Origin of the sequence: Qipengyuania pacifica, from assembly GCF_019857205.1 — a bacterium.
Lineage (GTDB): Bacteria > Pseudomonadota > Alphaproteobacteria > Sphingomonadales > Sphingomonadaceae > Qipengyuania > Qipengyuania pacifica.
Genome location: NZ_JAHWXO010000004.1, coordinates 202,428 through 226,805, shown reverse-complemented (window position 1 = coordinate 226,805; position 24,378 = coordinate 202,428). Strand labels below are relative to the sequence as shown.

The following is a 24,378-nucleotide window of genomic DNA, read 5'->3' as shown; positions in this document are numbered from 1 at the left end:
GGAGCGCAGCGATCGCCCCATTTGAAAAGCGAAGGCGGCCGGGGACGCTCAAATGCGTTTGCCCGGCCGCCATGTGTTCAGATCAGTAGATCGGCAGGCTGGTGCAATCGGATACCGCGGTATCGAAGGTCACCGTTGCCGAGTTGCAGGTCCACCCCTGGAACCAAGTATTGTTACCGGGATAAACGGCGCCGATATTGGTCGGAAGCGTGAAGAAGGAACCAAGCGAAGTCGGATCGAATACCGCAACACCGTTTTCGTTCGCGCCATTGATGAAGGTCATCGACAGCGTGTTGGTGAAGCCCGCATTGTTGTTCGAACCAGCATTGAAGCGGGTCTGAACGTCTGCGGGGGTGACACCGCCCGATCCATCGCGGAAGTCCGTTGCGCAATCGAGGACGAACGAATTGAAGACGACCGGGCCAGCTTCGTCGATGCTGGCATTGGCAGCGCGGTTGAGCGTTTCGGGATTGTCGACCCGCAGGCACGGCGTGTTGCCCGACTGATCGACCAGAACCGAGTTGACGATGGTGAAATCGGCAAAGCCGCGAATGCGGATGGCCTGATCACCAACACCGCTGTTGGCGATGAAGGTCGCGTTCGAGATCTTCACATTCTGACGCGGTGTGTCTTCTTCGAGGCCATTGGAGGAGTCCGCTTCGATGATCGTATCACCGAATCCAGGGCGCTGGATGGCGATCACGTTCTGCAGATTGGCCTTCACGCCCGTATCGGTGTCGATGCTGTCGTCTTCCGCGCCGACGACGATCAGGTTCGAAACATTCATAACGCCGCCGAAGAATTCGACGCCGTCGTCCGAGCTGTTGTAGCTCATGATGTTATTGAGCGTGGTTCCGGAGCCGACGCCGCCGGTGGTAAGCGACTGCAGTTCGTTATCGCCGGAGAGGACGAAGCCCGAATAGCGGATCTGGACGAAAGTCATGCTGCCGGAACTATCATCTGCAGTGGCGCCGCCGAACAGAGCCGGCTGCGCTGCACCCTCGACCTGACGTTCGCAAGCTGTGGTGCCAGGCGTCGCGCCAGGAGCAATACAATCGGTGACGGGGGCGCGGCCGGACAGGACAACGCCGCCCCAACGACCCGAAGTATCCTGGTTCAGATCTACGCCGGTCACGTTGTTCGTCGACGTGAAGATGATGGGGCGCGTAGCCGTGCCGTTGGCCTGGATGGTGTTACCGCGGTTGACGTTCAGGAAGCTCGATCCCGAAGCAACAATGATTGCGCCGGGTTCGATCGTCAGTTCGACATTCGTATCATTCGCCGTGGCAGTGGGGCCACCGTCGGTGCCGACATCGACCCGGCCGTTCATGCGATATACCAGGCCTTCCACGAAGGGCAGCGTGGTGCTGGCGCTGAAAACTGCAGGCAAAATGCAGACGCGGTATTCGCCGGTTGGACCGGTTTCCGTGCCGTCATCGGCGAGACCCGCTGGATTGGAAATCGTTGGGCATTCTGCCGCAGCGGTTACCGGGCCCGAAGTCGGTGCCGGCGTCGGTGCCGGGGTGGGCGCAGGCGTGGCAGGCGGGTTGATGATGATGTCACCGCCAGTGCCGGGCGAGACGATTTCGTCGGCGCCGCAGCTGGCCAGAGCCAGAGCCGAGCAGCCGAGTACGAGCGAACGGTGAAAATTTGTCACGGGTAGCGGTCCCCTCAAAAACCGGAAGAATCGAGTTGCGAACTCTTGATCGCGACTCGTCCGCTACGGACGCTGTGTGACAGTTTGTGTCGGTAGATGACCGTTATGTTGCAGTTTCAACAGATATTGCGACGCATCGGAGCACGCTGTGAAAATGCCCCGGCTACCGCGATGATTGCAGAAATATGACAATGTTACAGTTTTGTTGCGATTGTCCGTGCGGTGAGGCATTCCTGCTCTGGCAACGAGAGTAGGGAGAGCTGTCATGGCAATTATCACGAGCATTGCGCTGGCCCTTTTAGCGCAGGGTCCTGTCGAAGCCGTCGCAGGCCCACAGGCCGATTACGATGTCGGGTATGAAGAGCTGGTTTCGAACGAGAATACCGCTGCCCGCAAAGCTATCGAGAACTGCGATGAGCTGGCCGAAAACGATCCGGCCCGGTTGATCAATCATGGCATCGCGCTTGCGCGGACAGGCGAATACGATGCCGCGCGGGCGGAGTTTAAAACCGCCGCTATGGCCCGCGACAGTGTCGAACTGCAGACCGCGGGCGGTGCTTGGGTCGATTCGCGACATCTCGCGCGCAAGGCGCTGGCGATGCTCGATAAAGGCGAGTTCGCCCGCTATTACGCCCTGTCGTTACGCTAACTTTTACAGAAGCCGAAAAGCTGTTTAGGCCCGTGCTCCGGCGAGCACGGGCCTTTATTCTTTCGTCCCGTCGACACATTCCCGGATATTCAGTTTTGTGTCACTCGCCTGTCATGTAGTATGCTCATGGGGGCCGGACGGAGGGTGCAATGATTCTAGCACGCTTGGCGCTGGTGACAGGTTTGTCCTGCGCGGCGCTGATCGCTTTCCCGGTGAAGGCGGATGTCATGGAGATTAACGCGGACGGAGCGCGCTGGGTAACCGGCGGAAGCACCGCGCTTCCTGCTGCGCCAACCGAACTGATCTCTGCGGAACCCACTTCAGAAGTTCCGGCTGATATTTTCGTTCCCGATATCGCGGTGGCCGATCCCGGCCAGCATGCGCGCCTTGTTCCCCAGGGTTATCAGGCCAAGGTCGCCGAACTTGCAGCGCGCTTCGATCTCAGCCCGACACTGATAGAAGCTCTCGTCTGGCAGGAAAGCCGCTGGCGTGCGAATGCGGTGTCGCCTGTCGGCGCGCGCGGGCTCGCGCAATTGATGCCGGGCACTGCACGCGACCTGGGTGTCGACCCGAACGATCCGTTCGCCAATCTCGAAGGTGGGGCGCGTTACCTGCGCGAACAACTAGACCGGTTCGACGGCGATCTGGAAAAGGCACTGGCGGCCTATAATGCCGGACCCGGACGCGTTATCCGCGCCAACGGCATTCCGCGCATTCGCGAAACCCAGCATTATGTGGCGGCCATCATGGGCCGTCTTTCTGACCACTCACGGGAGTAGTTACTTGAGTCGCAAGTTTATCGTTCCGGCAGCTCTTGCCGCTCTGTTGACGCCGAGCGCAGCGTTTGCGCAGGGTGCCGATCCGGCCGGATCGGGCCCCATTGTGGCAGCACTCGGCTGGTTGCAGGGCACGTTGCTCGGCAATGTCGCCACGGCCGTGGCGGTCATGGCTGTTGCTGCCGTCGGGTTCATGATGCTGACCGGCCGCCTTAACTGGCGTTTCGGCGCCACCGTCATCATCGGCGTCTTCATCCTGTTCGGTGCAGCGTCGATTGTCGCCGGTATTCAGGGCGCGGCCAGCTAGGATGACCGCGCTCGTCCGCCATCCCGTTCACCGCGCGTTGACGCGCCCGCAGATGTTTGCAGGCGTGACGTACAATTACTTCATCATCAACGGGATGGTGACGACCGAAGCTTTTCTGATCACCGGCAGCTGGCTTGCACTGCTGGTCTTCGCTGTGATGCATGGCATCGGCTATTTCGCCTGCCTGCGCGAACCGCGTATTTTCGACCTCTGGATCACAAAGGTCAGCAAATGCCCACGGGTGAAGAATTACAAGCGCTGGGGGTGCAATTCCTATGCCGCGTAACGACAAATGGAAGGGCGCCGCTGCCTGGAGCGCAAAGGAAGCGCGAGCCGGCGACCGTCTGCCCTATGTTCGCCTGATCGACGAAAGCACGCTGCTGTTGCGCGACGGATCGGTCATGACCGCGATCCAGGTGCCGGGCCTACTGTTCGAGACAGAGGACAGTGAAGCGCTGAACGCGCATGCCGCGACACGCGAGGTCGTATTGCGTTCGACCCTCGATGCGCGGTTCGTATTGTATCACCACGTCATCCGTCGCCGCGTGTCCGTTGAGCTTGCGGCTGAATTTCCCGATCCGATCAGTCGTCACATCGATGAACGCTGGAGCGAGCGGCTCGGTTCGGGACAGCTGTTCGTGAACGATCAGTTCATTACGCTCATCCGTCGTCCTGCCCGCGGCAAGGCGGGGCTTGTGGAACGTGTCGGCAAGAAATTTCGCCGCAAGGATGGCGACAGGCTGGAGGCCGATCCCAAGGATCTGCGAAGCCTGCGCGCTGCGTCGCAAGGTCTGGTCGCCGCATTGCAGGCGTACGGAGCGACGCCGCTGGCCGATTACGTCGGGCCGCAGGGCAATATCAATTCGGAAATGCTCGAGCTGCTGAGCGCGCTGTATAATGGCGAGATGCGCCCGGTGCGCAAACCGGCGGACGATGTCGATGTCGGGTACATGCTGCCATACCGCCGCGTCAGCTTCGGTCTTGATGCGATCGAGATGCGCGGATCCGGTTCGCCCGACTTCGCTGCAGTACTGGGGCTCAAGGATTATCCCGAAGCGACGAGCCCGGGCTTGCTCGACAGCCTGTTGCGCTTGCCGTTCGAAATGGTGGTGAGTGAAAGCTATGCCCCGACCGAACGGCAGACTGCCCGCGAACGCATGGATCTGGCTATTCGCCGATTGAAGAGTGCGGATGAAGAAGCGGCTGCGGAACGAGCCGATATGCTGGCTGCGCGCGATGCGCTTGGCAATGGCGCGGTCGGGTTTGGCGACCATCACCTCACCGTCATGGTCAAGGAACGCGATCTCGTTCGACTGGACGATGCCATGGCAGCCTGCGCCGCGGCTCTTGCCGATACCGGTGCGATAGCCGTACGCGAGGACACCAATCTCGAACCCGCCTTCTGGGGGCAGTTCCCGGGCAACGAGAGCTATCTGGTGCGCCGCGCGCTTATATCCAGCGCCAATATGGCGAGCTTTGGCAGCATGCATGGCTTTGCTCTCGGTCAGGCGCAGGGCAACCATTGGGGCGAAGCCGTAACGCTGCTGGAAACGACCAGCGCGACGCCGTTCTTCTTCAACTTCCACCACGGCGATCTGGGGAATTTTTCGGTCATCGGTCCTTCGGGGTCGGGCAAGACGGTGGTCATGAATTTCCTCGCTGCGCAGGCGCAGAAATTCAGCCCGCGCACGATCCTGTTCGACAAGGATCGCGGCGCCGAGCTGTTCGTGCGCGGTATTGGGGGCCGGTACGACAGCATCCGTGCCGGCGAACCGACCGGCTTCAATCCTCTCGCTCTGCCTGACACGGCAGGCAACAAGGCTTTCCTGCGCGATTGGCTTGGCGTACTGCTTAAGGCCGAAGGTCCCGAAGAGGAACAGACCATCGCCGCAGCGGTGGATGCCACCTATGCCAACGATGCGTCGCTGCGCCGCTTGCGTCATTTCAAGGAACTGCTTTCCGGCAGTCGTCGCCCGCAACCGGGCGATCTGGCGGATCGGCTGGGAGCCTGGATCGGCGAAGGTGAGCATGCCTGGATGTTCGACAATGCCGAAGACCGGCTGGATTTGACCGCTCGCGTTCTTGGCTTCGACATGACGGCGCTGCTCGAAAATCCGCGCCTGCGCACGCCCACCATGATGTACCTGTTCCACCGGATCGAGGAGCGGCTGGACGGCAAGCCGACCATGATCCTCATCGACGAAGGCTGGAAAGCGCTCGATGACGAAGTCTTTGCGGCACGCATCCGAGACTGGCTCAAGACGTTGCGCAAACGCAACGCGCTGGTCGGTTTCGCCACCCAATCGGCCCGGGACGCGCTGGAAAGCCGCATTTCCACCGCATTGGTCGAGCAGACCGCGACCATGGTGTTCATGCCCAATAGCCGCGCGCGGCCAGAGGATTATTGCGATGGCTTCGGCCTGACCGAACACGAGCTTGCCCTGATCCGTACGTTGCCGGCACACAGCCGCTGCTTCCTCGTTCGCCAGCCCGATGCGAGTGTGGTGGTCCGGCTCGACCTGTCGGGCGCGCCCGAAGTGCTGACACTGCTTTCAGGCCGCGAGAGTTCCGTCCGCCGGCTAGATCTGCTGCGCGAAGCGCTGGGCGATGCGCCGCGCGAATGGTTCCCTGCACTGACCGGCACGAAATGGCCGGGCGGGGCGAATGATCATGGAGATGCCGGGATCGAAGCCCTCGGTCTGGCCGCGGAATGAGCGCCAATTGCCAGCAGGCTGCCGAACAGGTCGGCAATGGCGTAGCCGCCGCGCTGCGCGGTGTGGATTGCGTGGCGGGCGAGGCAAGTGCCGCTGCGTTCAACCGATTGTTCGCTTCCGGTGGACAGCTCAGCATGGTGCTGACGCTCGTCCTTACCCTCTTCATTGCGCTCTTCGCATTCGCCCTGCTCACCGGGCGCGCCAATATCGGCGTGCGCTCGCTCGTCCCCCGCATGATGACGCTCGGCCTTGTGCTGACCTTCGCAACCAGCTGGATTGCGTACCAGAGCGTAGTCTGGAACCTCGCGGTGCTGACACCGGACTATCTCGCAGGCCTTCTTACCGGAACCAGTGGCTCTGCCACCGATGTGTTCGCCCAGAAGATCGATGTGGTGTTCATCGCCATTCAGGAAGCAAGTGGGGGTAACGAGGACTTCTCCGCATTCTCGCCCGAAGGGATGATGTGGCTCGGTGCGATGTTGTTCATGCTGGGTACGGTCGGCCTGCTGGTAACGACCAAGATTGCACTCGGTGTCCTCGTCGCCTTGGGGCCGCTTTTCGTCGTGATGGCGCTGTTCAATGGCACCCGCGGTCTCTTCACGGGCTGGATAAAAGGGCTCACGATGTGCGCGCTGGCCCCGCTTTTTGCGGTGCTGGGCGGGAGCGTCATGCTCGAACTGGCTGTTCCCATCCTCGGTGCGTTGACGGCCACACCCGGGCAAGTCGATCCACAGGCAGCCATGGGCTTCTTCATGATCGGCGCTGTCCACGTAGCGTTGATGATACTGGTGCTGAAGGTCGCGGGGGCGATGGTGTCCGGCTGGACCGTTTTCGGGCTGGTATCCGAAAAGGACGATAAACCTTCGGTCGCCCAGCATTCACAAGCAGCCGCACCGAGCGCTGCCGCACTTGCCCAGGCACAGGCTGCCAATCAGGCCAGTTCGCAGGCCCGGAGGATAGACGTGTCCGCCGTCCCCACTGCCTATGCGGCGAACGATAGCGGGGCGTCCGGTGGCAGCGGAGGTTCTCGCGTTACCAAAGTTTACGCGACGTCTTCAGGATCCGGTCAGCAATCGATCGCCAGCAAGGCCCGTGCGCGCGGTTCCGGCATCGGCAGCAGGTTCAAATCCGCCACACCAAAAGCCCTCGACCGTTCGATGGAGAAACACGCATGACCCGCGCGATTATTCCCGCGCTCTCTCTCGCCCTGATCGCCGCGCCCGTTGCGGCGCAGGATTCCCGCCTCGTCGAAGTGATGTATGACGAAGCAAAAGTGGTTCGGATCGATGGCCGCGTATCGGTGCAGGCGAGCATCATGTTCAACGATGACGAGGTCATCGAGAATGTCGCCATTGGCGACAGTGCGACATGGCAAGTAACCCCGAACAAGCGGGCCAACATCCTGTTTGTGAAACCGCTCGAACCGCGTGCCTCGACCAATCTCACGGTCGTGACGAGCAAACGAACCTATCTTTTCGACCTTGTTGCCACCCCTAACGCAAAGCCGCTCTACCTCATGCGCTTCGCTTATCCGGACGAGCCCGTGGAAGAGCAAGTGCAACTGGCCGCAGCCCCGAATGCCGTGGAGCAGCAGGCGGCGAATGACCCATATGCTGTGGTTGATCCGGCAGATCTCAATTTCGCCTGGCGTGCTTCGGGCGATCCCGAGCTCCTTCCCGAGAACACCTATGACGACGGCACAGCGACATTCCTGACCTGGCCGGTTGGAAAAGACGTTCCGGCAATTCTGGTCGTCAACAGCAAGGGTGTCGAAGGCCCCGTCAACTTTACCGTTCGCGGCGATACCATCGTTGTCGACGGTGTTCCGCGCACGCTCGTTCTGCGAGCGGGCGAAGATAGTGCCCAGCTCACGAATACCGGGCCCGAACGGCCTGCAGCCACAGCGAGTGTTAACCCGGCCCTCGCTTCGAAAGGGAAGTAACCGATGCGCCTTGCCATGCGACTGCCCGAAAAGAAGCCGGGCAATGAAAATATTGCCAACGATGTCGATCCTCGGGACGACACCGATGCAGAGATCATCGATCTTGCGCAGCGCAATTCGTTTCCTGCAGTCGCCCGGCCAGCGGGCAAATCCGATGCGCTCGGTCTCGTTGCAGGTATTGCAGTGGTCGCGGGCCTTGGCCTTGTCACGCTGTGGAGTATGAATTCCGCCCGTGTTGCCCCATCGGAAGGGATAGGCGGTCAGGCAGCGGCCGTGCAAGCGCCGCCTCCGCCCGCAGCAGCCCCTGCCGCAGCGACAAATCAGCCGAACGAGCAGCTTGCTGCCACACCGCGGCCCGACCCGGCACCTCAACCTGTGCTGGCAGCGCAGCCCGAACCCGGTCTTGCCAGCAATCCGTATTCCAATCCGACGGTTGTCTACGATGCGGGCAACTCCCCCGCTACGCTGGCGGCCGCGGAGCCGGCCGTCGCCGGTGAAACGGCGGCTGCGGGGACCTCCGGCGGTTCGGCAAACGATTTCGCCAGCCGGATCGGCGGCGTGGGCGGCGCACCGGCCCAAGCGAGGGCCATGGTCAGTCCAACGACAACCGTCACGCAGGGTACGCTAATCCCCGCTATCCTCGAAACCGCGATCGACACGAATGTGCCGGGATATGTCCGGGCGGTTGTCAGCCAGGATGTGCGCAGCTTCGATGGCACCAAAGTGCTCGTACCGCGATCCAGCCGATTGATCGGGCAGTATCAATCGGGACTGCAGAACGGCCAGAGGCGCGCCTATGTCATCTGGACACGATTGATCCGTCCCGACGGGGCATCGGTCAATCTCGCCTCGCCGGCTGTAGGCTTCGACGGAACCACCGGCCTCGCCGGTAAGGTTTCGGGCGCCAGTTTTTTCAAACGCTTCGGTTCGGCAATGTTGCTGTCCGTCGTGGGGGGCGTGGGATCGCTGGCCACCGGCGGTGCTGCAGGCGTCCTGATCGGCGGCGCAAGTTCCTCCGCAGCGGCAACAGCGGCACAGCAGGACGGACAGCGTGGGCCGACTGTGCGCGTCCGGCAGGGCGAACCCATTCGTATCTTCACAGCGCGTGATCTGGACTTCTCGGCAGTAAGCTGAGCCGGACACGATCGTGAGCGCCGATATCCATCCCTTCCATCCGGACGACAACCCGGAAGACGACGCGCCACCCGTCGATCTGCACGGGGAACGGAGCGTCTATCTCGACGCTTACCTTGCGCCGTTCCGGGAATGGCTTGAACGGGATACGGTAACCGAAATCCTGGTGAACGGCCCGGGCGAGGTTTGGGTGGAAGATGCCAGTGTCGGGGGCATGCAGCGCATCGTTCGCCCCGAAATCGACGACCGGCTGATCCAGCGCCTTGCCGAACAGGTCGCCCGCGTCAGTCACCAAGGGATCAACCGCGAACACCCTTTGCTCGGTGCGACTCTGCCCGGCGGCGCGCGTGTCCAGTTCTGCGGCCCGCCCGCGGCGCGCAAGCACTGGGCGATGGCGATCCGCCGCCACCGCCGCCTCGACCTGCCTCTCGATGCCTACGACACGGGGCCGCTCGCACCGTCGCAGCGGGGGCCCATGCCCGATGCGCAGGCCGAACCGATAGCCTTTCTGCGCGAAGCGATCCGGCAGCGCCGTACCATTCTGGTTTCGGGTGGCACGAGCACCGGCAAGACCACATTCCTCAACGCCATGCTGGGCGAGATCCCGAAACACGAGCGCGTGGTACTCGTGGAGGATACCCCGGAGCTCAAATTGCCGGGCAAGAACGGTATCGGTCTGGTGGCCGTGAAGGGTGATCTGGGCGAAGCCAAGGTGACTGCCAACGAACTGCTTCAGGCTGCGCTGCGCCTTCGTCCCGACCGCATCGTTCTGGGCGAACTTCGCGGTGCCGAGAGCGTCAGCTTCCTGCGAGCGATCAACACGGGGCACCCGGGAAGCTTTTCGACCATTCACGCGAACAGTCTGCGCGGCGCGCTGGAGCAATTGTCGCTGATGGTCATGCAGACGGGAATCGGCCTCACTCGAAGCGATACGATCGCCTATTCGGCAAGCGTGATCGACGTATTCGTGCAGCTCGGTCGCGACGAAGCCGGCAGGCGCGGTATCACCCAGATAGCCGAGAGCGCGACGCTGGTCTGAAAAATCGGCTGTTGGCACCGTTCGGAATCAAGCATTCCGTAACGTAAGCGTATCGCCACGCCTGATCTCCAAAACAACACTCGACAAAAATATGTGGGCATGTGCGCAACAATCGTGCGCAATCGCTTGCGTGCATACGAATGTGTGATAACTATGGGGCCATAGGCCGCAATAGACGGCCATGTGGAGAGGAGAGGGTTTATGAGGGTAAGGGCTTCCCTGCTCGTGGGAATTTGCGCGAGCGCGATTTCGTTTCCGGCTTTCGCACAGGAAACACCAGATGACGATCTTGATAGCCGCCGTATCGGTCCGAATGTCATTATCGTAACCGCCCAGCGCCAAAACCAGTCGCTACAAGAAGTCCCCATCGCCGTCAGCGCCTTCGATGCCGAAGCTCTGGAAGCCCAGCAGATCGAGAACGCGAGCGACTTGCAGCTTACGCTGCCCAACGTCTCTTTCACGAAATCGAACTTCACCAGTTCAAGTTTTACCATTCGCGGTATTGGCGACCTTTGCGTTGGCGTTACCTGTGACAGCGCGACAGCCATTCACACCAATGGCTCGCCGCTCTTCGGTACCCGACTCTTCGAAACCGAATATTTCGATCTTGAGCGGGTTGAGGTGCTTCGCGGACCGCAGGGTACACTGTTCGGCCGCAATGCCACTTCGGGCGTCGTAAACGTAGTCACCGCCAAGCCGGAACTCGGCACGTTCGCCGCGGCGGGCGACTTCGAATACGGAAATTACAACAGCATCAAAACCCGTGGCATGATCAACGTGCCGATCGGCGACACGCTCGCACTGCGAGCTGCCGGGTTCTATCTGAACCGGGACGGTTATACGACCAACCTTTACGATAACAGCGATATCGATGGGCGCGACATGTACGCGGTTCGCGGTTCATTGCGCTTCGAACCGACCGCGTCGACCACTCTCGATCTGATGGCGTTCTATTTCCGTGAAAAGGACGACCGTCTGCGGATCCAGAAGCAGGCTTGCCAACGCGATCCGACAGGTGTGCTGGGCTGCCTCAACAATCGCCTCGATTTCGACAAGACTAACGCGAACTCAACGCTTGCAACCGTATTGTCGTCGGTCGAACTCTTCCGCATTCAGGGCATTCCGGAAGCGCTTGCCCTCGGCAGCGTATACGGCACCGATGGTTATGCGAACTTCGACGAACCGAATGACGTTCGTACCGTGAATACATCCTTCGATCCTGAATACTTTGCCGATGAACTGCAGTTGCAGGGCCATCTTAGCCAAGGCTTCGGCTCGATGAACCTGTCGCTGACCGGCATCTATCAGGAAACGACCGTAGACTCGCGCCAGGATTACAACCTCGGCGTTCTCGACCGGTCGGGTTATGCTACCGGGCTCAATACGCTGGCGTTCTTCGCTGCCAATGGTCTGCCGACTGGCCTGCCGGCGCCGGCCCCTGCTTTCATTCCCGGATCGAGCGCTTATTTTGCGCCAATCGCCGCAGCCCTTATTCCAAATGGTCCCAATGGTCAGCTGTGCACGTCGGACAATGACGATGGTAATCTGGGAGCTTACGAAGGCAATTCGATTTGCTCTGATGCGCCTTTGGCATTCGACCGGTCAGTCCAGTACCAGACGGCGTGGTCCGGCGAAGCGATCCTGTCGAGCGACTTCGACGGGCCGTTCAACTTCCTTGTTGGCGGGATTTATGCGCAGACCGATGTCAGCGAGAACAGTTATTACGTAAACTCCTTCGGTCTCGATTATGCGACCGGGATACTCGGGACGTTTTCCGCCTTCGCGGCAGGTGCCCCGCCGTCCTACCTAGCCACGTCGATGTATCGGAACAATACGACCGACTTCAAACTGAAGAGCTTCGGGATCTTTGGTGAAGTCTATTTCGACATAACCGACAGCCTGACCCTTACCGGAGGTATTCGTTATAATGACGATACGAAGTCGGTATCGGCACGCACAACTCTTGCAAACTTCCTGAATCCGTTCGGGAATGGTGATCCGTTTACCTCGCCCTTCGTCGGAAGCTTCGATGCCGATGCCGGGATGGACGGTAACCAGTTACTGCAACAGCGCGACGTCAGTTTCGATGCGATTACCGGACGCGCGGTGCTCGATTATGCGATCTCGCCCGACAACAGCCTCTATTTCTCTTATTCGCGGGGATATAAATCGGGAGGTATCAATCCGCCGCTGTCGCCGGTCTTCGCCGTGTCCGAGAGCTTCGGCTCGGAAAAGATCGACGCTTTCGAAATCGGCTCGAAGAACACCTTCCTCGATGGAGCAGCGCAGATCAATCTCACGGGCTTCTATTATAAATACAAGAACCTGCAGCTCAGCCGCATTGTCGCTCGGACGTCCGTCAATGATACGATCGATGCCAACATCTGGGGCCTCGAACTCGAAAGCATTTTGCGCCCGAGTTACAACTGGGTGATCAACATGAACCTCAGCTACCTGAATGCGAAGGTGGCCGGTGACCAGTTCTTCAGCAATCCCCGCGATCCAGGGGGCGGCGATCCGCTGGCCGTCATCATCAAGGACATCTCGAACGGCTCCCTGTGTGCCGTAACGGGTGCTGGTGCCAATACGTTCGTCGGCCTGGTCAATGGCGGGCTCGGCCTTCAGGGGCCTGGACCATTTCCGGCAGATGGGGGCATCGCGTCCAACGGCGCGTTCAGCATCTGCGAAGTGTTGAGCGCTCAGGCTGCAAATCCAGCCTTCGCGGCGCTCGGACCCATCAATGTCCTCAGCCCGGGCGTAGAGGTTAATCTGCGTGGAAACAGATTGCCGCAGGCGCCCGAATACAAGGCGTCGGTCGGGGTTCAATATACTGCTGAATTCGGGGACGGCATGTCGCTCGTGCCGCGGTTCGACCTCGCGCTTACCGGCGAGCAGTTTGGCAATGTGTTCAACGGTCGGGTCAACCGCATCAAACCATTCGTCCAGTCGAATGCATCGATCCAATTGAATGGAAGCGATAATGGCTGGTTCGTTCGCGGCTTCGTCCAGAACATCTTCAACAGCAATTCCGTCACCGGGCTGTATGTGACGGATGCTTCATCGGGTAATTTCACCAACATCTTTACGCTTGATCCGCGGCGCTACGGCATCGCAGTCGGCGCGAAGTTCTAAGACCACCCATAAATTGGGGGAGAGGGGAGGGGCGGCCTGCGGGTCGCCCCTTTTTCGTCGCTATCAGTTCCTTGAAGCAGAGAACGGAGAAAAATCGGTATCGGTATCGAAGACTTCCACGCCCTCTGCTTTTTTGAGAGAACCGACAACTGCATAGGTCACGGGAGTAAGCAGGGCTTCCCACGCTGTCTTGATGGCCCATTGGGACATGACAACCTGCCACAGCAGTTCAACGGGCCAGCCCGCCAGACCCCAGAAAGCCAAGGGATAGAAGATCAGACTGTCGAGCCCCTGGCCGACTACGGTCGAGCCGATCGTGCGCATCCACAGGTGGCGACCGCGCGTCCAGATCTTCATTTTCGCGAGCACATAGCTGTTTGCGAACTCGCCAGCCCAAAAAGCGATCATGGATGCGAGTACGATCCGCCAACTGTTGCCAAACACGAATTCATATGCCGCCTGCCCCGGCCAGCCAGCAGCAGGCGGCAATTGCACAACGACCCAGGCCATGAAGGCCATGAACACTAGCGCTGCAAAACCTGTCCAGATGACCCTGCGGGCGCGGGCATATCCGTACACCTCGGTGAGCACGTCGCCGATGATATAGCTGACCGGAAAAAACAGTACGCCGGCGCCGAACGACCATTCGCCAATAAAGGGCAGCGTCACATAACTCGGCTTCGAGGCGCCGATGAGGTTCGACAGCAGCAGGATCGTAACGAATGCCGCCATCACGAGGTCGTAATAGCGGAACTGCGTCTGGGACGAGGCCGATCGCGTTTTTTCCATGAAAGACGATTAGTGCCGATTGGCCCGGCGCGAAAGTGACGTTATGGGGAACCGCGAGCGCGCCCGTAGTTCAACTGGATAGAGCACGAGCCTTCTAAGCTTGGAGTTGCAGGTTCGAGTCCTGCCGGGCGCGCCAATTGAACATGCACCCTTGTCCATTTCTGCCACTCTTGTTTGGCACCCGAAGGTCTTCGGCCGGTGCAGGCCGATATCGTGTCAGGCTGGTTTGACGCCTCTGTCCGGATAATCTTCCGGATCAGCCTTGCTCTGGTTCTTTAGAGCTTGCCGGTCTTCCTCTTTCAGTGCCGGATTCTTGTCACTCTTTTCATGTTTGGGATGTCGTTCTTTTGCGCCACCCTCATCGGGATGCTTGCGATTATCCTGACCCATGCTTTGCTCTCCGCCTTGTCTATCTACCTTCAACGGTAAAGCGGGCACCCATCAGGGCGCCCGCTCAATGTCGCTCGTCAACGGCGGTGTCTGCTGGCAGCGCCGGTCGCCGGCTCCGACCCTCGTGACAGGTCCTTGCCGCCCGGCGTGTGTCCGCTCCGCTGAATCTGGCCCTCGTCCGCGTCCTTGCGTGGATCCCGCGTTTCGCCTTCGCGCGGGCCCGTTCGTTCGGGCTCGCCCGGCACATTCGATTTCGTCTGTGTCACATTGCGGGAATCGTTGGGTTCATACTCGCCCATGATCTTTCCTTTCTCCGATTGCTCTCTAGCTGAAGAGCGATTGGGAAGTTGGTTAAGTTCCAATCAAACAGTTCGCGGCGGAGTTGGCGCCCAGAACTGGGAGCATCTAATGCCAGAAGGTAGGCATAATTGCTTAGGCTACCGCTAGGCCGCGCCTAACCAGCCAAGATTACAGGGCAATCATGGCTTGGCTTTGGGATCGCACTCCGAAAGAGACCGAGAGGTCCCAGCGCAAGATGGTGTCCATGCCAGTCAAGATGCGATCCGGTGATGAATGGCAGGATATTCTGATTGTGAACGTGTCGGAAAGCGGCTTGTTGCTGAAGGCCGAGATCACGCCGGCCTTGGGCGATTGCGTTGAGATCCGGCATCGCAGTCTTTCCATTCGCGGTGAGGTGGTGCGTACGGCGCATCGCCGCTTTGCAATCCATGCGTTCGAACCGATCGATCTCGACACTTTGCTGGCAAAGGCTGCAATCAGGGTGCGAAGTGACGGACGTTTTCTGGCGCCGGTAGAAGGCGATCCCTGGCACTGGCGCCGAAACCGTTGATCAATCGCGTAAATTTCTCCTGTGCAGTGTAGTCAGGCTCTGGGATTGCTGGGAATAAGCACGGTCGGCAGTGACAGTGCCGGTCGAGGACCTTGGCTACTCCAATCGTTAGCAATTCAATCCGGCAAGGCAGCCAATACGCGATCCGGTGTCATGGGATATTGGAAGAGCCGCGCGCCACATGCATTATATATTGCATTGGCGATTGCCGCCGCGCCCCCGCACATTCCAAGTTCGCCGATGCCTTTGGCCTGAATGGGGCTGGCAACGGGATCGCGTTCCTCCATCATCATGACATCTACATCTTGCACATCTCGATTTACGGGTACGTGGTATTCGGCCAGATCGCAGTTGACGAGATGTCCGTCGACAGGATCGAACAGCAGGGCTTCCGTCAATGCGACTCCGATGCTCCAGGTGATGCCGCCCAGGCACTGGGACCTCGCCGTTTTTTCGTTGAGTACGCGGCCGAAGCCAAAAGCGCCGAGCATATGATCGACGCGCGTTTCTCCGGTAAAGCGGTTCACCCGAACCTTCGCGAAGAATGCGCCGAAGCCGGACGCGGTGTGGCTGTCCGCAATCTCGCCGGGTTCGTAATGACCGACTTCGGAGATGTCTTCGCCATCCAGCAGTTCAACAAGCGAATTGCCTCCGACGACAGAGCCGTCGCGCAGGTCCAGCTCGGTTTCGCTTGTTCCGGCTCTATGGGCGAGCTTTTCGCGCAGCGCTTCGCAGGCGACGTATACGGCCGATCCGATCGACGCCGCGCCCCAGCTACCACCGGAACCCGGGCCTCGGGGATGTTTCGTATCGCCGAGTTCTACCAATACTTTTTCGATCGGGATGCCGAGCATCTCGCCAGCAATCTGCGCCACGATCGTATAGGTACCCGTACCGATATCGGTCATATCGCTCTGGACCACGGCAGTCCCATCGCTCTTTAGGGTGACATGTGCCTTTGCTTCGCCGACATTATGAACGCGCGCCGCGCTCGCCATGCCCGTGCCGATCCACCATTCGCCTTCGCGCTGCTGACGCGGTTTTCTGGGACCGCTATCCCACCCGAATTTTTCTGCTCCCTGCCGCAAACAATCGGCCAGCTTATGCGATGAAAAGGGCAGATCTTCTTCCGGGTTGCGATCCGGAATATTGCGCAGCCGCAGTTCGACCGGGTCCACACCCGACTTTTCGGCAAGCATGTCCATTGCCACTTCAAGTGCAGGCATGCCAACAGCTTCGCCCGGTGCACGGACCGAGCCAGCAGTCATTCGATGAATGCGGGCAACTTCGAGCTTCAGTTGCCGGTTCTCGCCGCCGTAAAGAAAGTGCGATGACTGAAGCACGGGCTCGGCAAATTCCTCGCCCGGGAGATTGGACACAAGCGCATGATGCGCAAAGCCGTCGAGTTTCCCTTCCTCGTCACTTGCCAATCGCAACTTCTGCGTCGTTTCGGAGCGGCGCATGATGCATTGAAATACCTGCTGGCGGCTCATTACCACGCGGACCGGCTGGCCGAGCTCGCGTGCAGCGATCGCTGCGGCAACGGTCTCCTCGCTAATGCCGAGTTTCGAGCCGAAGCCTCCACCGACATACCGGGATACGAGGCGGATATTGCTTTCTTCCATCCCCAGACTGTCGGCCAGTTCGGCGATATTGTAATTTGGCATCTGCAGCGATGCATATACAGTGAGCTTATCGTCTCTCCATTCCGCGATGGCTGCGTGTGGCTCCATGGCTGCGGACGCATGCCCCTCGGTCGCAATTTCCACATCGACCGTATGCGCGGCCCGAGCCATGGCGGCATCGAGATCGCCCTGGTTTACGGTCTCATCTTCCTGCTCTTCTGGCGCAACCTGATGGGGATCGAGCGGCGCTCCTTCGTGGACGCGGTATTCCACCTTGAGATGCTTCGCCGCATCGCGCGCCTGTTCGAACGTTTCTGCAACCACTACCGCGATCGGCTGACCCCAATAGCAAACCGTTGCCGGGTCTTGTTTCGGCGCCTCGTTAGCCGTGCCTTGCGCTGCGCGAGTTGTAAGGCGCTCATCGTCTAGGACCGCCAGGACGCCGGGCATCGAAAGGACGCTGTCCTTGTCGATGGATGTGACTTCACCGCGGGTTATCGGCGCAGTGACCAGAACACCTTCGGCCACATTATCGATCTTGTATTCTGCCGCATACGGGGCGGTGCCGGTAACCTTGGCCAGACCGTCGACACGGGAAAGGGGTTGGCCGACGATACCCTGCTTCATCCCATCCAGCCGGTTCGACGTGACAGGTTCATCCTGCTTCAGATGCGCGCTCATATCTCGGTCTCCGTCGCTTCTGCCATCACCGCGGCAAGGGTGCGGCGGGCAAGCGGTATCTTGAAGTCATTCTCGCCGTATCCGCGCGCGCCTTCGAGCAGCAGGTCGCCCGCTTTGTCGAACAGCGCAGCAGATGGCGCCTCGCCGACCAGAAGTTCGGACAGACGAGCGTCGTGCCAGGGCTTGTGCGCCAGCCCGCCAAAGGCAAGATCGGCTCGGGCGATGACGCCGTCCTCGACAGCCACGATGGCGGCGACCGACACCAAGGCGAAGGCGTAGGACGATCTCTCACGTACCTTGCGGTAGAGGTGTTTGGCCTTGACTGGACGAGGAAGGGTAACCGCCGTGATGATCTCGCCGCGTTCGAGTACGTTATCGCGGCATGGGGTGTCGCCAGGCAGAAGGTGGAAGTCGCGGACGGGAACGGAGCGCTCATCGCTATCTGGGCTCGCGATCTCCACTGTCGCATCGAGCGCGCTCAGGGCCACAGCCATGTCACCCGGATAGGTCGCGATGCAGCTTGGACTCGTGCCCAGAACGGCATGCAGATGGGCGATACCGTCGATGGCGCCGCAACCCGATCCCGGCTCGCGCTTGTTGCAGGGCTGATCGATATTGGTGAAATAGTAACAGCGCGTGCGCTGACACAGATTACCGCCTGTCGTCGCGCGGTTGCGCAACTGCTGGGTTGCACCAGCCAGAATAGCGCGGGCAAGGACCGGATAGTCCGCGCGGACCCGGTCATCATTGGCGGTCGCGGTATTGGTCGCCAGCGCGCCGATGCGCAGCCCGCCGTCAGCGGTTTCCTGTATCTCGGTCATGCCTAGGCGATTGATGTCGACCAGCCTTTCGGGCGTTTCGACCTGGAGCTTCATCAGGTCGAGAAGGTTCGTCCCTCCGGCTACGGCGGTGGCGTCTTCGGGCACGGTGAGTTCATGCGCGTGGGCAAGACTATCGGGACGCTGGAAGGCGAATGGTCTCATCAGGCGTCTCCCTGCGCGATTTCGCGGATAGCCGTCACGATGTTGGCGTAGGCGCCGCAGCGGCAAAGGTTGCCGCTCATGCGTTCACGGATTTCTTCGGGGCTCGCCTGCATTTCGCCGAGCAGGTCCTCGCTCGCATCGCTGGCGAAGCCCGCGGCGATTTCATCGAGCATCGCGGTGGCGGAACAGATCTGGCCCGGTGTGCAATAGCCGCATTGAAATCCATCATGTTCGACGAATGCGACCTGCAGGGGGGAGGGGGAGGTGGGGGTGCCGAGGCCTTCGATGGTGGTGACGCTGTCGCCATCGTGCATGGCGGCGAGGGTCAGGCAGCTATTGATCCGCATGCCGTTGACGATGACGGTGCAGGCCCCACACTGGCCATGGTCGCAGCCTTTCTTGGTGCCGGTAAGCCCTTCATTTTCGCGGAGAAAATCGAGAAGGGACACGCGAGGGTCGCTGGGGATCGGACGCTCGGTTCCGTTGACGGTGATGGTTTTGCTCACAAAGGCCTCCTTGCTGACCTAACTGCGGTCGCGCGCGAAGGGTCCGGGGGGCGAGCAAGAAACACCCCGAAAGCATGTCAATCATACGTATGATCAGGCTGCCGAACACCGCTGAAACGGCAGTGTCCGGCAGATTTCGGGATCTTGCGTTCAGCGCCAGTATTTACGGAATTCGGCGCGCGGATCATCTTCGACCCGCAGGTCCTGATCGAAGATCATGGTCGTGCGCCGGGGCGCGGAATAGGGTTTCCATTCGGGCACGCGTTCGTTGTTGGGATCGCCATTGGCGGCAAAGGCGGCCCAGCTTCCGGCGATGGCGGCCGCCAGTTCGTTGGCGGACGGGCTGGACCCGTTGAGAGCGCCGCGCGTGTTGTAGAGGCTGGGCGCGACATCGATGCCGTGCACCGCGCCGAACCGGCCATCGACCGCGGGGCTGGGTTCGGTCCACAGATAGGTCCAGACCGAGCCACCGCCCTGCCGGGCCTTGAGTTCGGCCTGCGCGAAAGCGCCCTTGCGGAAGGTGAGATCGGAATCCATGCGCGCGGCGAGGAGGAAGGGCTTGGCATCGGGATCTTCCGCCCGGTAGGCGGCGACCGCTTCTGCCGCCCGTTCGCCAAGGCGTTCCTTCGCGAAGGCGAGGAGGCCCGCTTCGTCCATCGCGAAATCCCCCATCCGATAGGAGCGTTCGTCCAGCACGGAGGAGACGATCATCGGCACGTCGGCCGAGATGGAGGGCGCGTCCGGGTCCCACGGATGGCGCGGCAGGGTAATGCCGTCCACGACGGGAGCGAAGCTGCGAGGCGCTTCCCCGCGCGCACGGTCGGCCGCTTCGAGCCCGGCCTGCGTTTCGAGCAGGGTGGTCCAGGGCACCTGTTGCAGCTTGCGCACGTCGCCGGGCGCGATTTCCAGCGCGTCGAGCAGCCGCTTTGCCGTGGCAGATGCCATTTCGGGCGGCATCATCTTTAGCGCAGACCCGCTCATGACGCCGGCGCGCTGGAACAGCCCCTTGCCGCCCGGCATCGCCATCAGCACGCTGGTCTTGGCGCCGCCCCCCGACTGGCCGTAGACGAGGACGCGATCCGGATCGCCGCCGAAGGCCGCGACATTTTCGCGCACCCAGCCGAGGGCGGCGACGATATCCTGCATGCCCACCGTGCCAGAGGTGGCAAAGTCATCCCCGCCGAATTCGGCCAGATGGAGGAAGCCGAACGCGCCGAGGCGATGGTTGATGGCGATGACCACGCTGTCGGAGAAGCGCGCCATCTGTTCGCCGTCCATGCCGACCGAATTGCCCGACCCCGAATAGAAGCCGCCGCCGTGAAGGACCACGATGACCGGCTTTTTCGCATTAGGATCGATCTTTGGTGTCCACAGATTGAGCGAGAGATTGTCTTCCCCCATTCCCGAAGGATTGCGATCGACCATGATGAGATCGGCATAGACATGGCGCCGGTCGCCCGGGATCTGCGGGGCGACATCGGTCCAGTGGAGCGCATCGCGAACACCCGACCACGGTTCGACCGGTTGCGGCGGCATGAAGCGGTTCTTGCCCGACGTATCGGCCGCATAGCTGACCCCGCGGAAGATCGAGACGCCACCCGATTCCAGACCGCGAAGCTTGCCGCGGGCCGTTTCGACCACCGGGAACATCGTGGCCCCCAGAGCGGGTTTGGCCATTACCGCTGCGCCAAGAGCCAAAGCCGATCCCAAAGTCTGCCGCCGAGTCATCATGTCAAATTCTCCCTTGTCCTGCCGATTGACACTAGAACCAATTGTGGGTGCGTGTTAAGCCTTTTTCGTATTTCGAGTATGGGTGAAAGATCCAAAGCCAAGGATATGAAGCTATATCTCTGAAAGGCAGGTTCGGTCGTCGAGCGTGCCGGACAAAGCGGGAGAGCGGAAATTTGCAGGGTTTGGGCTTTTCGCGCCGAGCGGCGCTTTGCGGGGGTGCCGCGCTGATGGCGGCGCCTGGACTTGCGGCCCGTATCCCGGTTGCCGACCGGATCGCGCCCGCTGCCAATTCCAGCCAGCGGGTCTGGGGGCAGAGCCATCTTCGTGGACTGATGAACCTGTTCCTGCCGACATTTCGCGAAGACGGACGGACGCTGGACGAAGAAGCGATCCGTCACGATGTCCGCCATGCGATCGCGCAGGGGTTTTCCGGCACCATGCCGATGATCAACTGGACGCTTCCCGGCGATCCCAACTGGCGCGAATTCTATCGCATCGTCATCGACGAGGCGGGCACCGATCTTCCTGTCCATGGCATTATCGCCAGCCGGGAGGTGGAAAACGACAAGGCGCTGCTGGAGAAGCTGGAAGAGATCGGGACCAGCCTTGTGCTGCTGGCATCGACCTATCCCGCGGATAGCAGCGCTGATCAGTTATACGATCTGATGGCGCAGCGCATTTCGGCAACTGCGCTGCCCGTCATGCTGTATGCGGCAACGGGCAGGCGTGCGTTTCCCCATCTCGGCCCGGCTGGCCAGCCGCTGGACGTTTACGACCGCATCGCCGATCTCGAGAATGTCGTGGCGGTGAAAATTTCGCAGCCGGTATCGCTGACATCGACCATGCAGCTGTGCGAGCGATTGGGCGATCGGCTGTCGATGGGGCCGGTCAATCTCGATTTCCTGCCGCTGCTGGCGCGCCATTTCCGGATCGGCTGGAGCGGTCAGTGGAACGCGGAGGCGGTGCAGACCCCGCAGCAACAGCTTGGCAATCGGCTGCTGGAGGCCTGTGCCGCAGGCGAGGCGGCGCAGATCGATGCGCTGGCACAGCAGATCGAGCCCGCGTTGTCGCATTTCTTCGCCGTGCAGGCCCCGGTGATAAGGAAGGGCGCACATCCCTGGCAGCACAATCGCTATTACCAATGGCTGGCAGGCGGAAACGGCGGCCTGCTGCCGCGGGACAGCCACGCACCCGAGGGTGCGATCCCGGTGCTGGACGCCAGAGCACGCGAAGGCATGCGCGCAGCCTTCATCGCATCCGGACTGGAGCCCACCGAGGCGCCGGAAGAACAATTCGTGGTCGGCAGGGCCGCATGGGCACGCGGTGTGCGGGCCAGCGATCTGAGCGATCTGCCATATTATTCCGAACAATGAATCGAAGGGGAGAAACATGAGATTACGTGCTGCAATGATCGGCGTGGCTGCCGCTGCACTGAGCGTTTCCGCCTGCACCACCATGGACGGGGCAGGGGCAACGGCATCGGCCGGCAATGTGCCGCAACTGCAAACCGCATACGGAGCGGTGATGGGATCGCGCGAAGGCGCATCGAACGATGTAAACGTATTTCGCGGTATCCGTTATGCGGCCACGACCGAAGGGCGGCGCTTCCAGCTGGCCGCCGATCCGGAACCGTGGACGAGTGCGCGCCCCGCGACGGAGTTCGGCAGCGAATGCCCGCAGCGTCCATCGGGCGATGTGCCGGTGTTCAAATCATGGGAAAATTCGGTTGGGACGAGCGAAGACTGCCTGTTCCTGAACGTGTGGACGCGCGGCCTGAGCGACGGGAAGAAACGCCCGATCATGGTCTGGCTGCACGGCGGCGGTTACGTCACCGGATCGGGATCCAGCAATGGTTATGACGGATCGCGCCTTGCCGAGCGCGGAGATGTGGTTGTCGTCACGCTGAACCACCGCCTGAACGGGCTGGGATACAGCTATTTGGCCGGCCTGTCGGACGATCCGAAATATGCCGATAGCGGCAATCTTGGTAGCCTGGACATCGTGAAGGCGCTGGAATGGGTGCGCGATCATGCGGACGAGATCGGCGGCGATGCCGGGAACGTGACCATTTTCGGCGAGAGCGGCGGGGCAGCCAAGGTATCGACCCTGATGGGTATGGAGCAGGCCAGGGGGCTGTTCCAGCGCGCCATCGCCCAATCGGGTTCGATGTCGCTGGCCGGTTTCACGCCGCGTCTGGCCACGCCGCTGGCAAAGGATCTGATGGCCACGGCCGGCGTGTCGAGCGTGGAAGAACTTGCGGCCATGCCGATCGATGATTTCGTGGCAGCGATGATGAAATCGCGCAGCAAGGCGGCCTTCTATCGCCCGGTGGTCGATGGACGGTCGTTGACTCGGCAGCCCTATGCGCCCGACGCCAACCCGGTTTCGGCGGACATCCCGCTGCTGGTGGGGACGAACAATAACGAGATGCGGTTGCAGGGCGGGCTGGGCAGTCCGGAAAACTTCGCCCTGACATGGGAGCAATTGCCCGCGAAACTGACCCCATTCGTGGACGATGCCGATGTCGGCGAAATCATCGCCGGGATGCGCAAGGCCCACCCCGATTACGATGCGAGCGACGTGTTCTTCCAGGTGGCCACGTTCCGCAATTACCGGAACACGGCGCTGCGCCAGGCGGAGCGCAAGAGCGCGCAGGCGGCGCCGGTCTACATGTACCGGCTGGACTGGAAGACGCCGGTGGAAGGCGGCCGGCTGGAAACGCCCCACGCGCTGGATATCGCGTTCGTATTCGACAATGTGGCGCGTTCGCTGAGCTATACCGGACCGGAAACCGCGCAAACGAAGCGCATGGCGGATCTGATGGCGGATGCCTGGATCGCCTTTGCGCGTACGGGCAATCCGAACACGGCCGCATTGCCGCAATGGCCGGCCTACAATGTCCAGCAACGCGCGACGATGATCTTCGATGTCGACCCCGAAGTGGTGAACGACCCGGACAGCGCCGAGCGCGAATTGCTTCAGCGCCTGCTGCCTGAAGGACGTTCGCTTTAGGTCCCCTGGATCGACGCCGTCCCGGCAATAATCCGGGACGGCGACTTACCGAGCGATCAGGCGGCGGCTTTTGCCGCCATCTGCATCATTTCGATTTCATGCCCGTCGGGCGTGAGGACGAAGGCGATCCGGGCGGGGCCGAAGCTGACGGTTTCGCCCTTCTGTTTCGCCCCAGCCTTCACCGCGCGCGCCAGATCGGCATCGAGGTCGCGGGTCAGCATGCCGACCGGGCCATAGCCATTGCCGGTTTCGATGGCGCGCCCATCCTTCCAGTGGAACAGCACGATGGTTGCCGAACCTTTCCGGCCCGTCATCATGTGTTCGCGGAACGCTGGGGTATCGACCGTATCGACATGGGTCATGCCGAATGCATCGACGAAGAAGCGGCTCGCCGCATCGATATCGGATACGGTCAGCTTGACGAAAGAGAAGAGGGCGGGATCGGTGTCGTCCAAGGATTT

General features: G+C 61.0%; 22 protein-coding genes and 1 tRNA gene. 14 read left to right on the top strand and 9 right to left on the bottom strand.

All coding sequences use genetic code 11. The features are described 5' to 3' along the window. Window positions 1–82: 82 nt before the first annotated feature. Window positions 83–1,657, bottom strand: a complete 1,575-nt coding sequence (locus KYK83_RS08445; protein WP_222827899.1) for a hypothetical protein — start codon at window positions 1,655–1,657, stop codon at window positions 83–85. Between the two features lie 265 nt (window positions 1,658–1,922). Here KYK83_RS08445 and KYK83_RS08440 point away from each other — a divergent pair, with 265 nt between their 5' ends. The 10 genes from KYK83_RS08440 (at window position 1,923) to KYK83_RS08395 (ending at window position 13,350) form a co-directional block, all read left to right on the top strand. Beyond that, window positions 1,923–2,306 (top strand): hypothetical protein, encoded by a 384-nt coding sequence (locus KYK83_RS08440; RefSeq protein WP_103024163.1) that lies wholly within the window; start codon window positions 1,923–1,925, stop codon window positions 2,304–2,306. A gap of 149 nt (window positions 2,307–2,455) precedes the next feature. After that, window positions 2,456–3,085: a lytic transglycosylase domain-containing protein gene (locus KYK83_RS08435; protein WP_248284343.1), complete on the top strand. Its 630-nt coding sequence runs from the start codon at window positions 2,456–2,458 to the stop codon at window positions 3,083–3,085. Between the two features lie 4 nt (window positions 3,086–3,089). Next, complete coding sequence (locus tag KYK83_RS08430; RefSeq protein ID WP_222827898.1) at window positions 3,090–3,389, top strand: TrbC/VirB2 family protein; 300 nt, start codon at window positions 3,090–3,092, stop codon at window positions 3,387–3,389. A gap of 1 nt (window position 3,390) precedes the next feature. Further along, on the top strand, window positions 3,391–3,675 hold the full coding sequence (locus tag KYK83_RS08425; protein ID WP_103024165.1) for a VirB3 family type IV secretion system protein: 285 nt from the start codon (window positions 3,391–3,393) through the stop codon (window positions 3,673–3,675). Beyond that, window positions 3,665–6,103, top strand: coding sequence for a VirB4 family type IV secretion/conjugal transfer ATPase (locus KYK83_RS08420; protein ID WP_222827897.1), 2,439 nt, complete (start codon window positions 3,665–3,667; stop codon window positions 6,101–6,103). The genes KYK83_RS08425 and KYK83_RS08420 overlap by 11 nt, the downstream gene beginning before the upstream one ends. Then, the gene (locus tag KYK83_RS08415; protein WP_222827896.1) at window positions 6,100–7,278 is read left to right on the top strand and encodes a TrbL/VirB6 family protein; all 1,179 of its coding nucleotides are present in this window, start codon (window positions 6,100–6,102) and stop codon (window positions 7,276–7,278) included. Before KYK83_RS08420 ends, KYK83_RS08415 begins: the two co-directional genes overlap by 4 nt. Beyond that, window positions 7,275–8,045: a TrbG/VirB9 family P-type conjugative transfer protein gene (locus KYK83_RS08410; protein ID WP_222827895.1), complete on the top strand. Its 771-nt coding sequence runs from the start codon at window positions 7,275–7,277 to the stop codon at window positions 8,043–8,045. The genes KYK83_RS08415 and KYK83_RS08410 overlap by 4 nt, the downstream gene beginning before the upstream one ends. Before the next feature lie 15 nt (window positions 8,046–8,060). Then, entirely contained in the window at window positions 8,061–9,179 is a 1,119-nt protein-coding gene (locus KYK83_RS08405) for a TrbI/VirB10 family protein (RefSeq protein WP_222827894.1), read from the top strand. Window positions 9,180–9,192: 13 nt separating this feature from the next. Continuing rightward, window positions 9,193–10,218, top strand: coding sequence for a P-type DNA transfer ATPase VirB11 (gene virB11 / locus KYK83_RS08400; RefSeq protein ID WP_222827893.1), 1,026 nt, complete (start codon window positions 9,193–9,195; stop codon window positions 10,216–10,218). Window positions 10,219–10,419: 201 nt separating this feature from the next. Beyond that, window positions 10,420–13,350 carry a TonB-dependent receptor gene (locus KYK83_RS08395; RefSeq protein WP_222827892.1) on the top strand — a complete coding sequence of 977 codons (2,931 nt, stop codon included), beginning with the start codon at window positions 10,420–10,422 and terminating at the stop codon, window positions 13,348–13,350. 63 nt (window positions 13,351–13,413) lie between these two features. Here KYK83_RS08395 and KYK83_RS08390 read toward each other — a convergent pair whose 3' ends face one another. Then, complete coding sequence (locus tag KYK83_RS08390; protein ID WP_222827891.1) at window positions 13,414–14,139, bottom strand: queuosine precursor transporter; 726 nt, start codon at window positions 14,137–14,139, stop codon at window positions 13,414–13,416. A 59-nt stretch (window positions 14,140–14,198) separates the two neighbouring features. Here KYK83_RS08390 and KYK83_RS08385 point away from each other — a divergent pair. Then, window positions 14,199–14,275 (top strand) — tRNA-Arg (locus tag KYK83_RS08385). Window positions 14,276–14,355: 80 nt separating this feature from the next. Here KYK83_RS08385 and KYK83_RS08380 read toward each other — a convergent pair. Both KYK83_RS08380 and KYK83_RS08375 read right to left on the bottom strand, forming a co-directional pair. After that, window positions 14,356–14,529 (bottom strand): hypothetical protein, encoded by a 174-nt coding sequence (locus KYK83_RS08380; RefSeq protein WP_222827890.1) that lies wholly within the window; start codon window positions 14,527–14,529, stop codon window positions 14,356–14,358. 77 nt (window positions 14,530–14,606) lie between these two features. After that, a complete protein-coding gene (locus KYK83_RS08375) occupies window positions 14,607–14,828 on the bottom strand; it encodes a hypothetical protein (protein WP_222827889.1) in 222 nt (73 codons plus the stop codon). 182 nt (window positions 14,829–15,010) lie between these two features. Here KYK83_RS08375 and KYK83_RS08370 point away from each other — a divergent pair, with 182 nt between their 5' ends. After that, a complete protein-coding gene (locus KYK83_RS08370; RefSeq protein WP_283249929.1) occupies window positions 15,011–15,379 on the top strand; it encodes a PilZ domain-containing protein in 369 nt (122 codons plus the stop codon). Between the two features lie 116 nt (window positions 15,380–15,495). Here KYK83_RS08370 and KYK83_RS08365 read toward each other — a convergent pair whose 3' ends face one another. From KYK83_RS08365 to KYK83_RS08350, 4 genes are all read right to left on the bottom strand, one after another. Next, window positions 15,496–17,685 (bottom strand): xanthine dehydrogenase family protein molybdopterin-binding subunit, encoded by a 2,190-nt coding sequence (locus KYK83_RS08365; RefSeq protein ID WP_222827887.1) that lies wholly within the window; start codon window positions 17,683–17,685, stop codon window positions 15,496–15,498. Then, window positions 17,682–18,668: an FAD binding domain-containing protein gene (locus KYK83_RS08360; RefSeq protein WP_222827886.1), complete on the bottom strand. Its 987-nt coding sequence runs from the start codon at window positions 18,666–18,668 to the stop codon at window positions 17,682–17,684. Before KYK83_RS08360 ends, KYK83_RS08365 begins: the two co-directional genes overlap by 4 nt. Continuing rightward, window positions 18,668–19,174 (bottom strand): 2Fe-2S iron-sulfur cluster-binding protein, encoded by a 507-nt coding sequence (locus KYK83_RS08355; RefSeq protein ID WP_222827885.1) that lies wholly within the window; start codon window positions 19,172–19,174, stop codon window positions 18,668–18,670. Before KYK83_RS08355 ends, KYK83_RS08360 begins: the two co-directional genes overlap by 1 nt. A 150-nt stretch (window positions 19,175–19,324) precedes the next feature. After that, window positions 19,325–20,905 carry a carboxylesterase/lipase family protein gene (locus KYK83_RS08350; protein ID WP_222827884.1) on the bottom strand — a complete coding sequence of 527 codons (1,581 nt, stop codon included), beginning with the start codon at window positions 20,903–20,905 and terminating at the stop codon, window positions 19,325–19,327. A 227-nt stretch (window positions 20,906–21,132) separates the two neighbouring features. Between KYK83_RS08350 and KYK83_RS08345 the strand changes: the two genes are divergently transcribed. Further along, window positions 21,133–22,278: a dihydrodipicolinate synthase family protein gene (locus tag KYK83_RS08345; protein ID WP_248284342.1), complete on the top strand. Its 1,146-nt coding sequence runs from the start codon at window positions 21,133–21,135 to the stop codon at window positions 22,276–22,278. A 16-nt stretch (window positions 22,279–22,294) separates the two neighbouring features. Further along, window positions 22,295–23,917, top strand: a complete 1,623-nt coding sequence (locus KYK83_RS08340; protein WP_222827883.1) for a carboxylesterase/lipase family protein — start codon at window positions 22,295–22,297, stop codon at window positions 23,915–23,917. Window positions 23,918–23,973: 56 nt separating this feature from the next. Here KYK83_RS08340 and KYK83_RS08335 read toward each other — a convergent pair whose 3' ends face one another. Further along, window positions 23,974–24,372: a VOC family protein gene (locus KYK83_RS08335; RefSeq protein ID WP_222827882.1), complete on the bottom strand. Its 399-nt coding sequence runs from the start codon at window positions 24,370–24,372 to the stop codon at window positions 23,974–23,976. Between the last annotated feature and the right edge of the window lie 6 nt (window positions 24,373–24,378).

Excerpts from the sequence above, each read along its gene's own strand:
- KYK83_RS08395 (WP_222827892.1), top strand. The coding sequence starts at position 10,420 with ATGAGGGTAAGGGCTTCCCTGCTCGTGGGAATTTGCGCGAGCGCGATT.
- KYK83_RS08405 (WP_222827894.1), top strand. The coding sequence starts at position 8,061 with ATGCGACTGCCCGAAAAGAAGCCGGGCAATGAAAATATTGCCAACGAT.
- KYK83_RS08365 (WP_222827887.1), bottom strand. The coding sequence starts at position 17,685 with ATGAGCGCGCATCTGAAGCAGGATGAACCTGTCACGTCGAACCGGCTG.
- KYK83_RS08350 (WP_222827884.1), bottom strand. The coding sequence starts at position 20,905 with ATGATGACTCGGCGGCAGACTTTGGGATCGGCTTTGGCTCTTGGCGCA.
- KYK83_RS08360 (WP_222827886.1), bottom strand. The coding sequence starts at position 18,668 with ATGAGACCATTCGCCTTCCAGCGTCCCGATAGTCTTGCCCACGCGCAT.
- KYK83_RS08375 (WP_222827889.1), bottom strand. The coding sequence starts at position 14,828 with ATGGGCGAGTATGAACCCAACGATTCCCGCAATGTGACACAGACGAAA.
- KYK83_RS08420 (WP_222827897.1), top strand. The coding sequence starts at position 3,665 with ATGCCGCGTAACGACAAATGGAAGGGCGCCGCTGCCTGGAGCGCAAAG.
- KYK83_RS08345 (WP_248284342.1), top strand. The coding sequence starts at position 21,133 with ATGGCGGCGCCTGGACTTGCGGCCCGTATCCCGGTTGCCGACCGGATC.
- KYK83_RS08370 (WP_283249929.1), top strand. The coding sequence starts at position 15,011 with ATGGCTTGGCTTTGGGATCGCACTCCGAAAGAGACCGAGAGGTCCCAG.
- KYK83_RS08435 (WP_248284343.1), top strand. The coding sequence starts at position 2,456 with ATGATTCTAGCACGCTTGGCGCTGGTGACAGGTTTGTCCTGCGCGGCG.
- KYK83_RS08380 (WP_222827890.1), bottom strand. The coding sequence starts at position 14,529 with ATGGGTCAGGATAATCGCAAGCATCCCGATGAGGGTGGCGCAAAAGAA.
- KYK83_RS08390 (WP_222827891.1), bottom strand. The coding sequence starts at position 14,139 with ATGGAAAAAACGCGATCGGCCTCGTCCCAGACGCAGTTCCGCTATTAC.
- KYK83_RS08425 (WP_103024165.1), top strand. The coding sequence starts at position 3,391 with ATGACCGCGCTCGTCCGCCATCCCGTTCACCGCGCGTTGACGCGCCCG.
- KYK83_RS08410 (WP_222827895.1), top strand. The coding sequence starts at position 7,275 with ATGACCCGCGCGATTATTCCCGCGCTCTCTCTCGCCCTGATCGCCGCG.
- KYK83_RS08440 (WP_103024163.1), top strand. The coding sequence starts at position 1,923 with ATGGCAATTATCACGAGCATTGCGCTGGCCCTTTTAGCGCAGGGTCCT.
- KYK83_RS08340 (WP_222827883.1), top strand. The coding sequence starts at position 22,295 with ATGAGATTACGTGCTGCAATGATCGGCGTGGCTGCCGCTGCACTGAGC.
- KYK83_RS08415 (WP_222827896.1), top strand. The coding sequence starts at position 6,100 with ATGAGCGCCAATTGCCAGCAGGCTGCCGAACAGGTCGGCAATGGCGTA.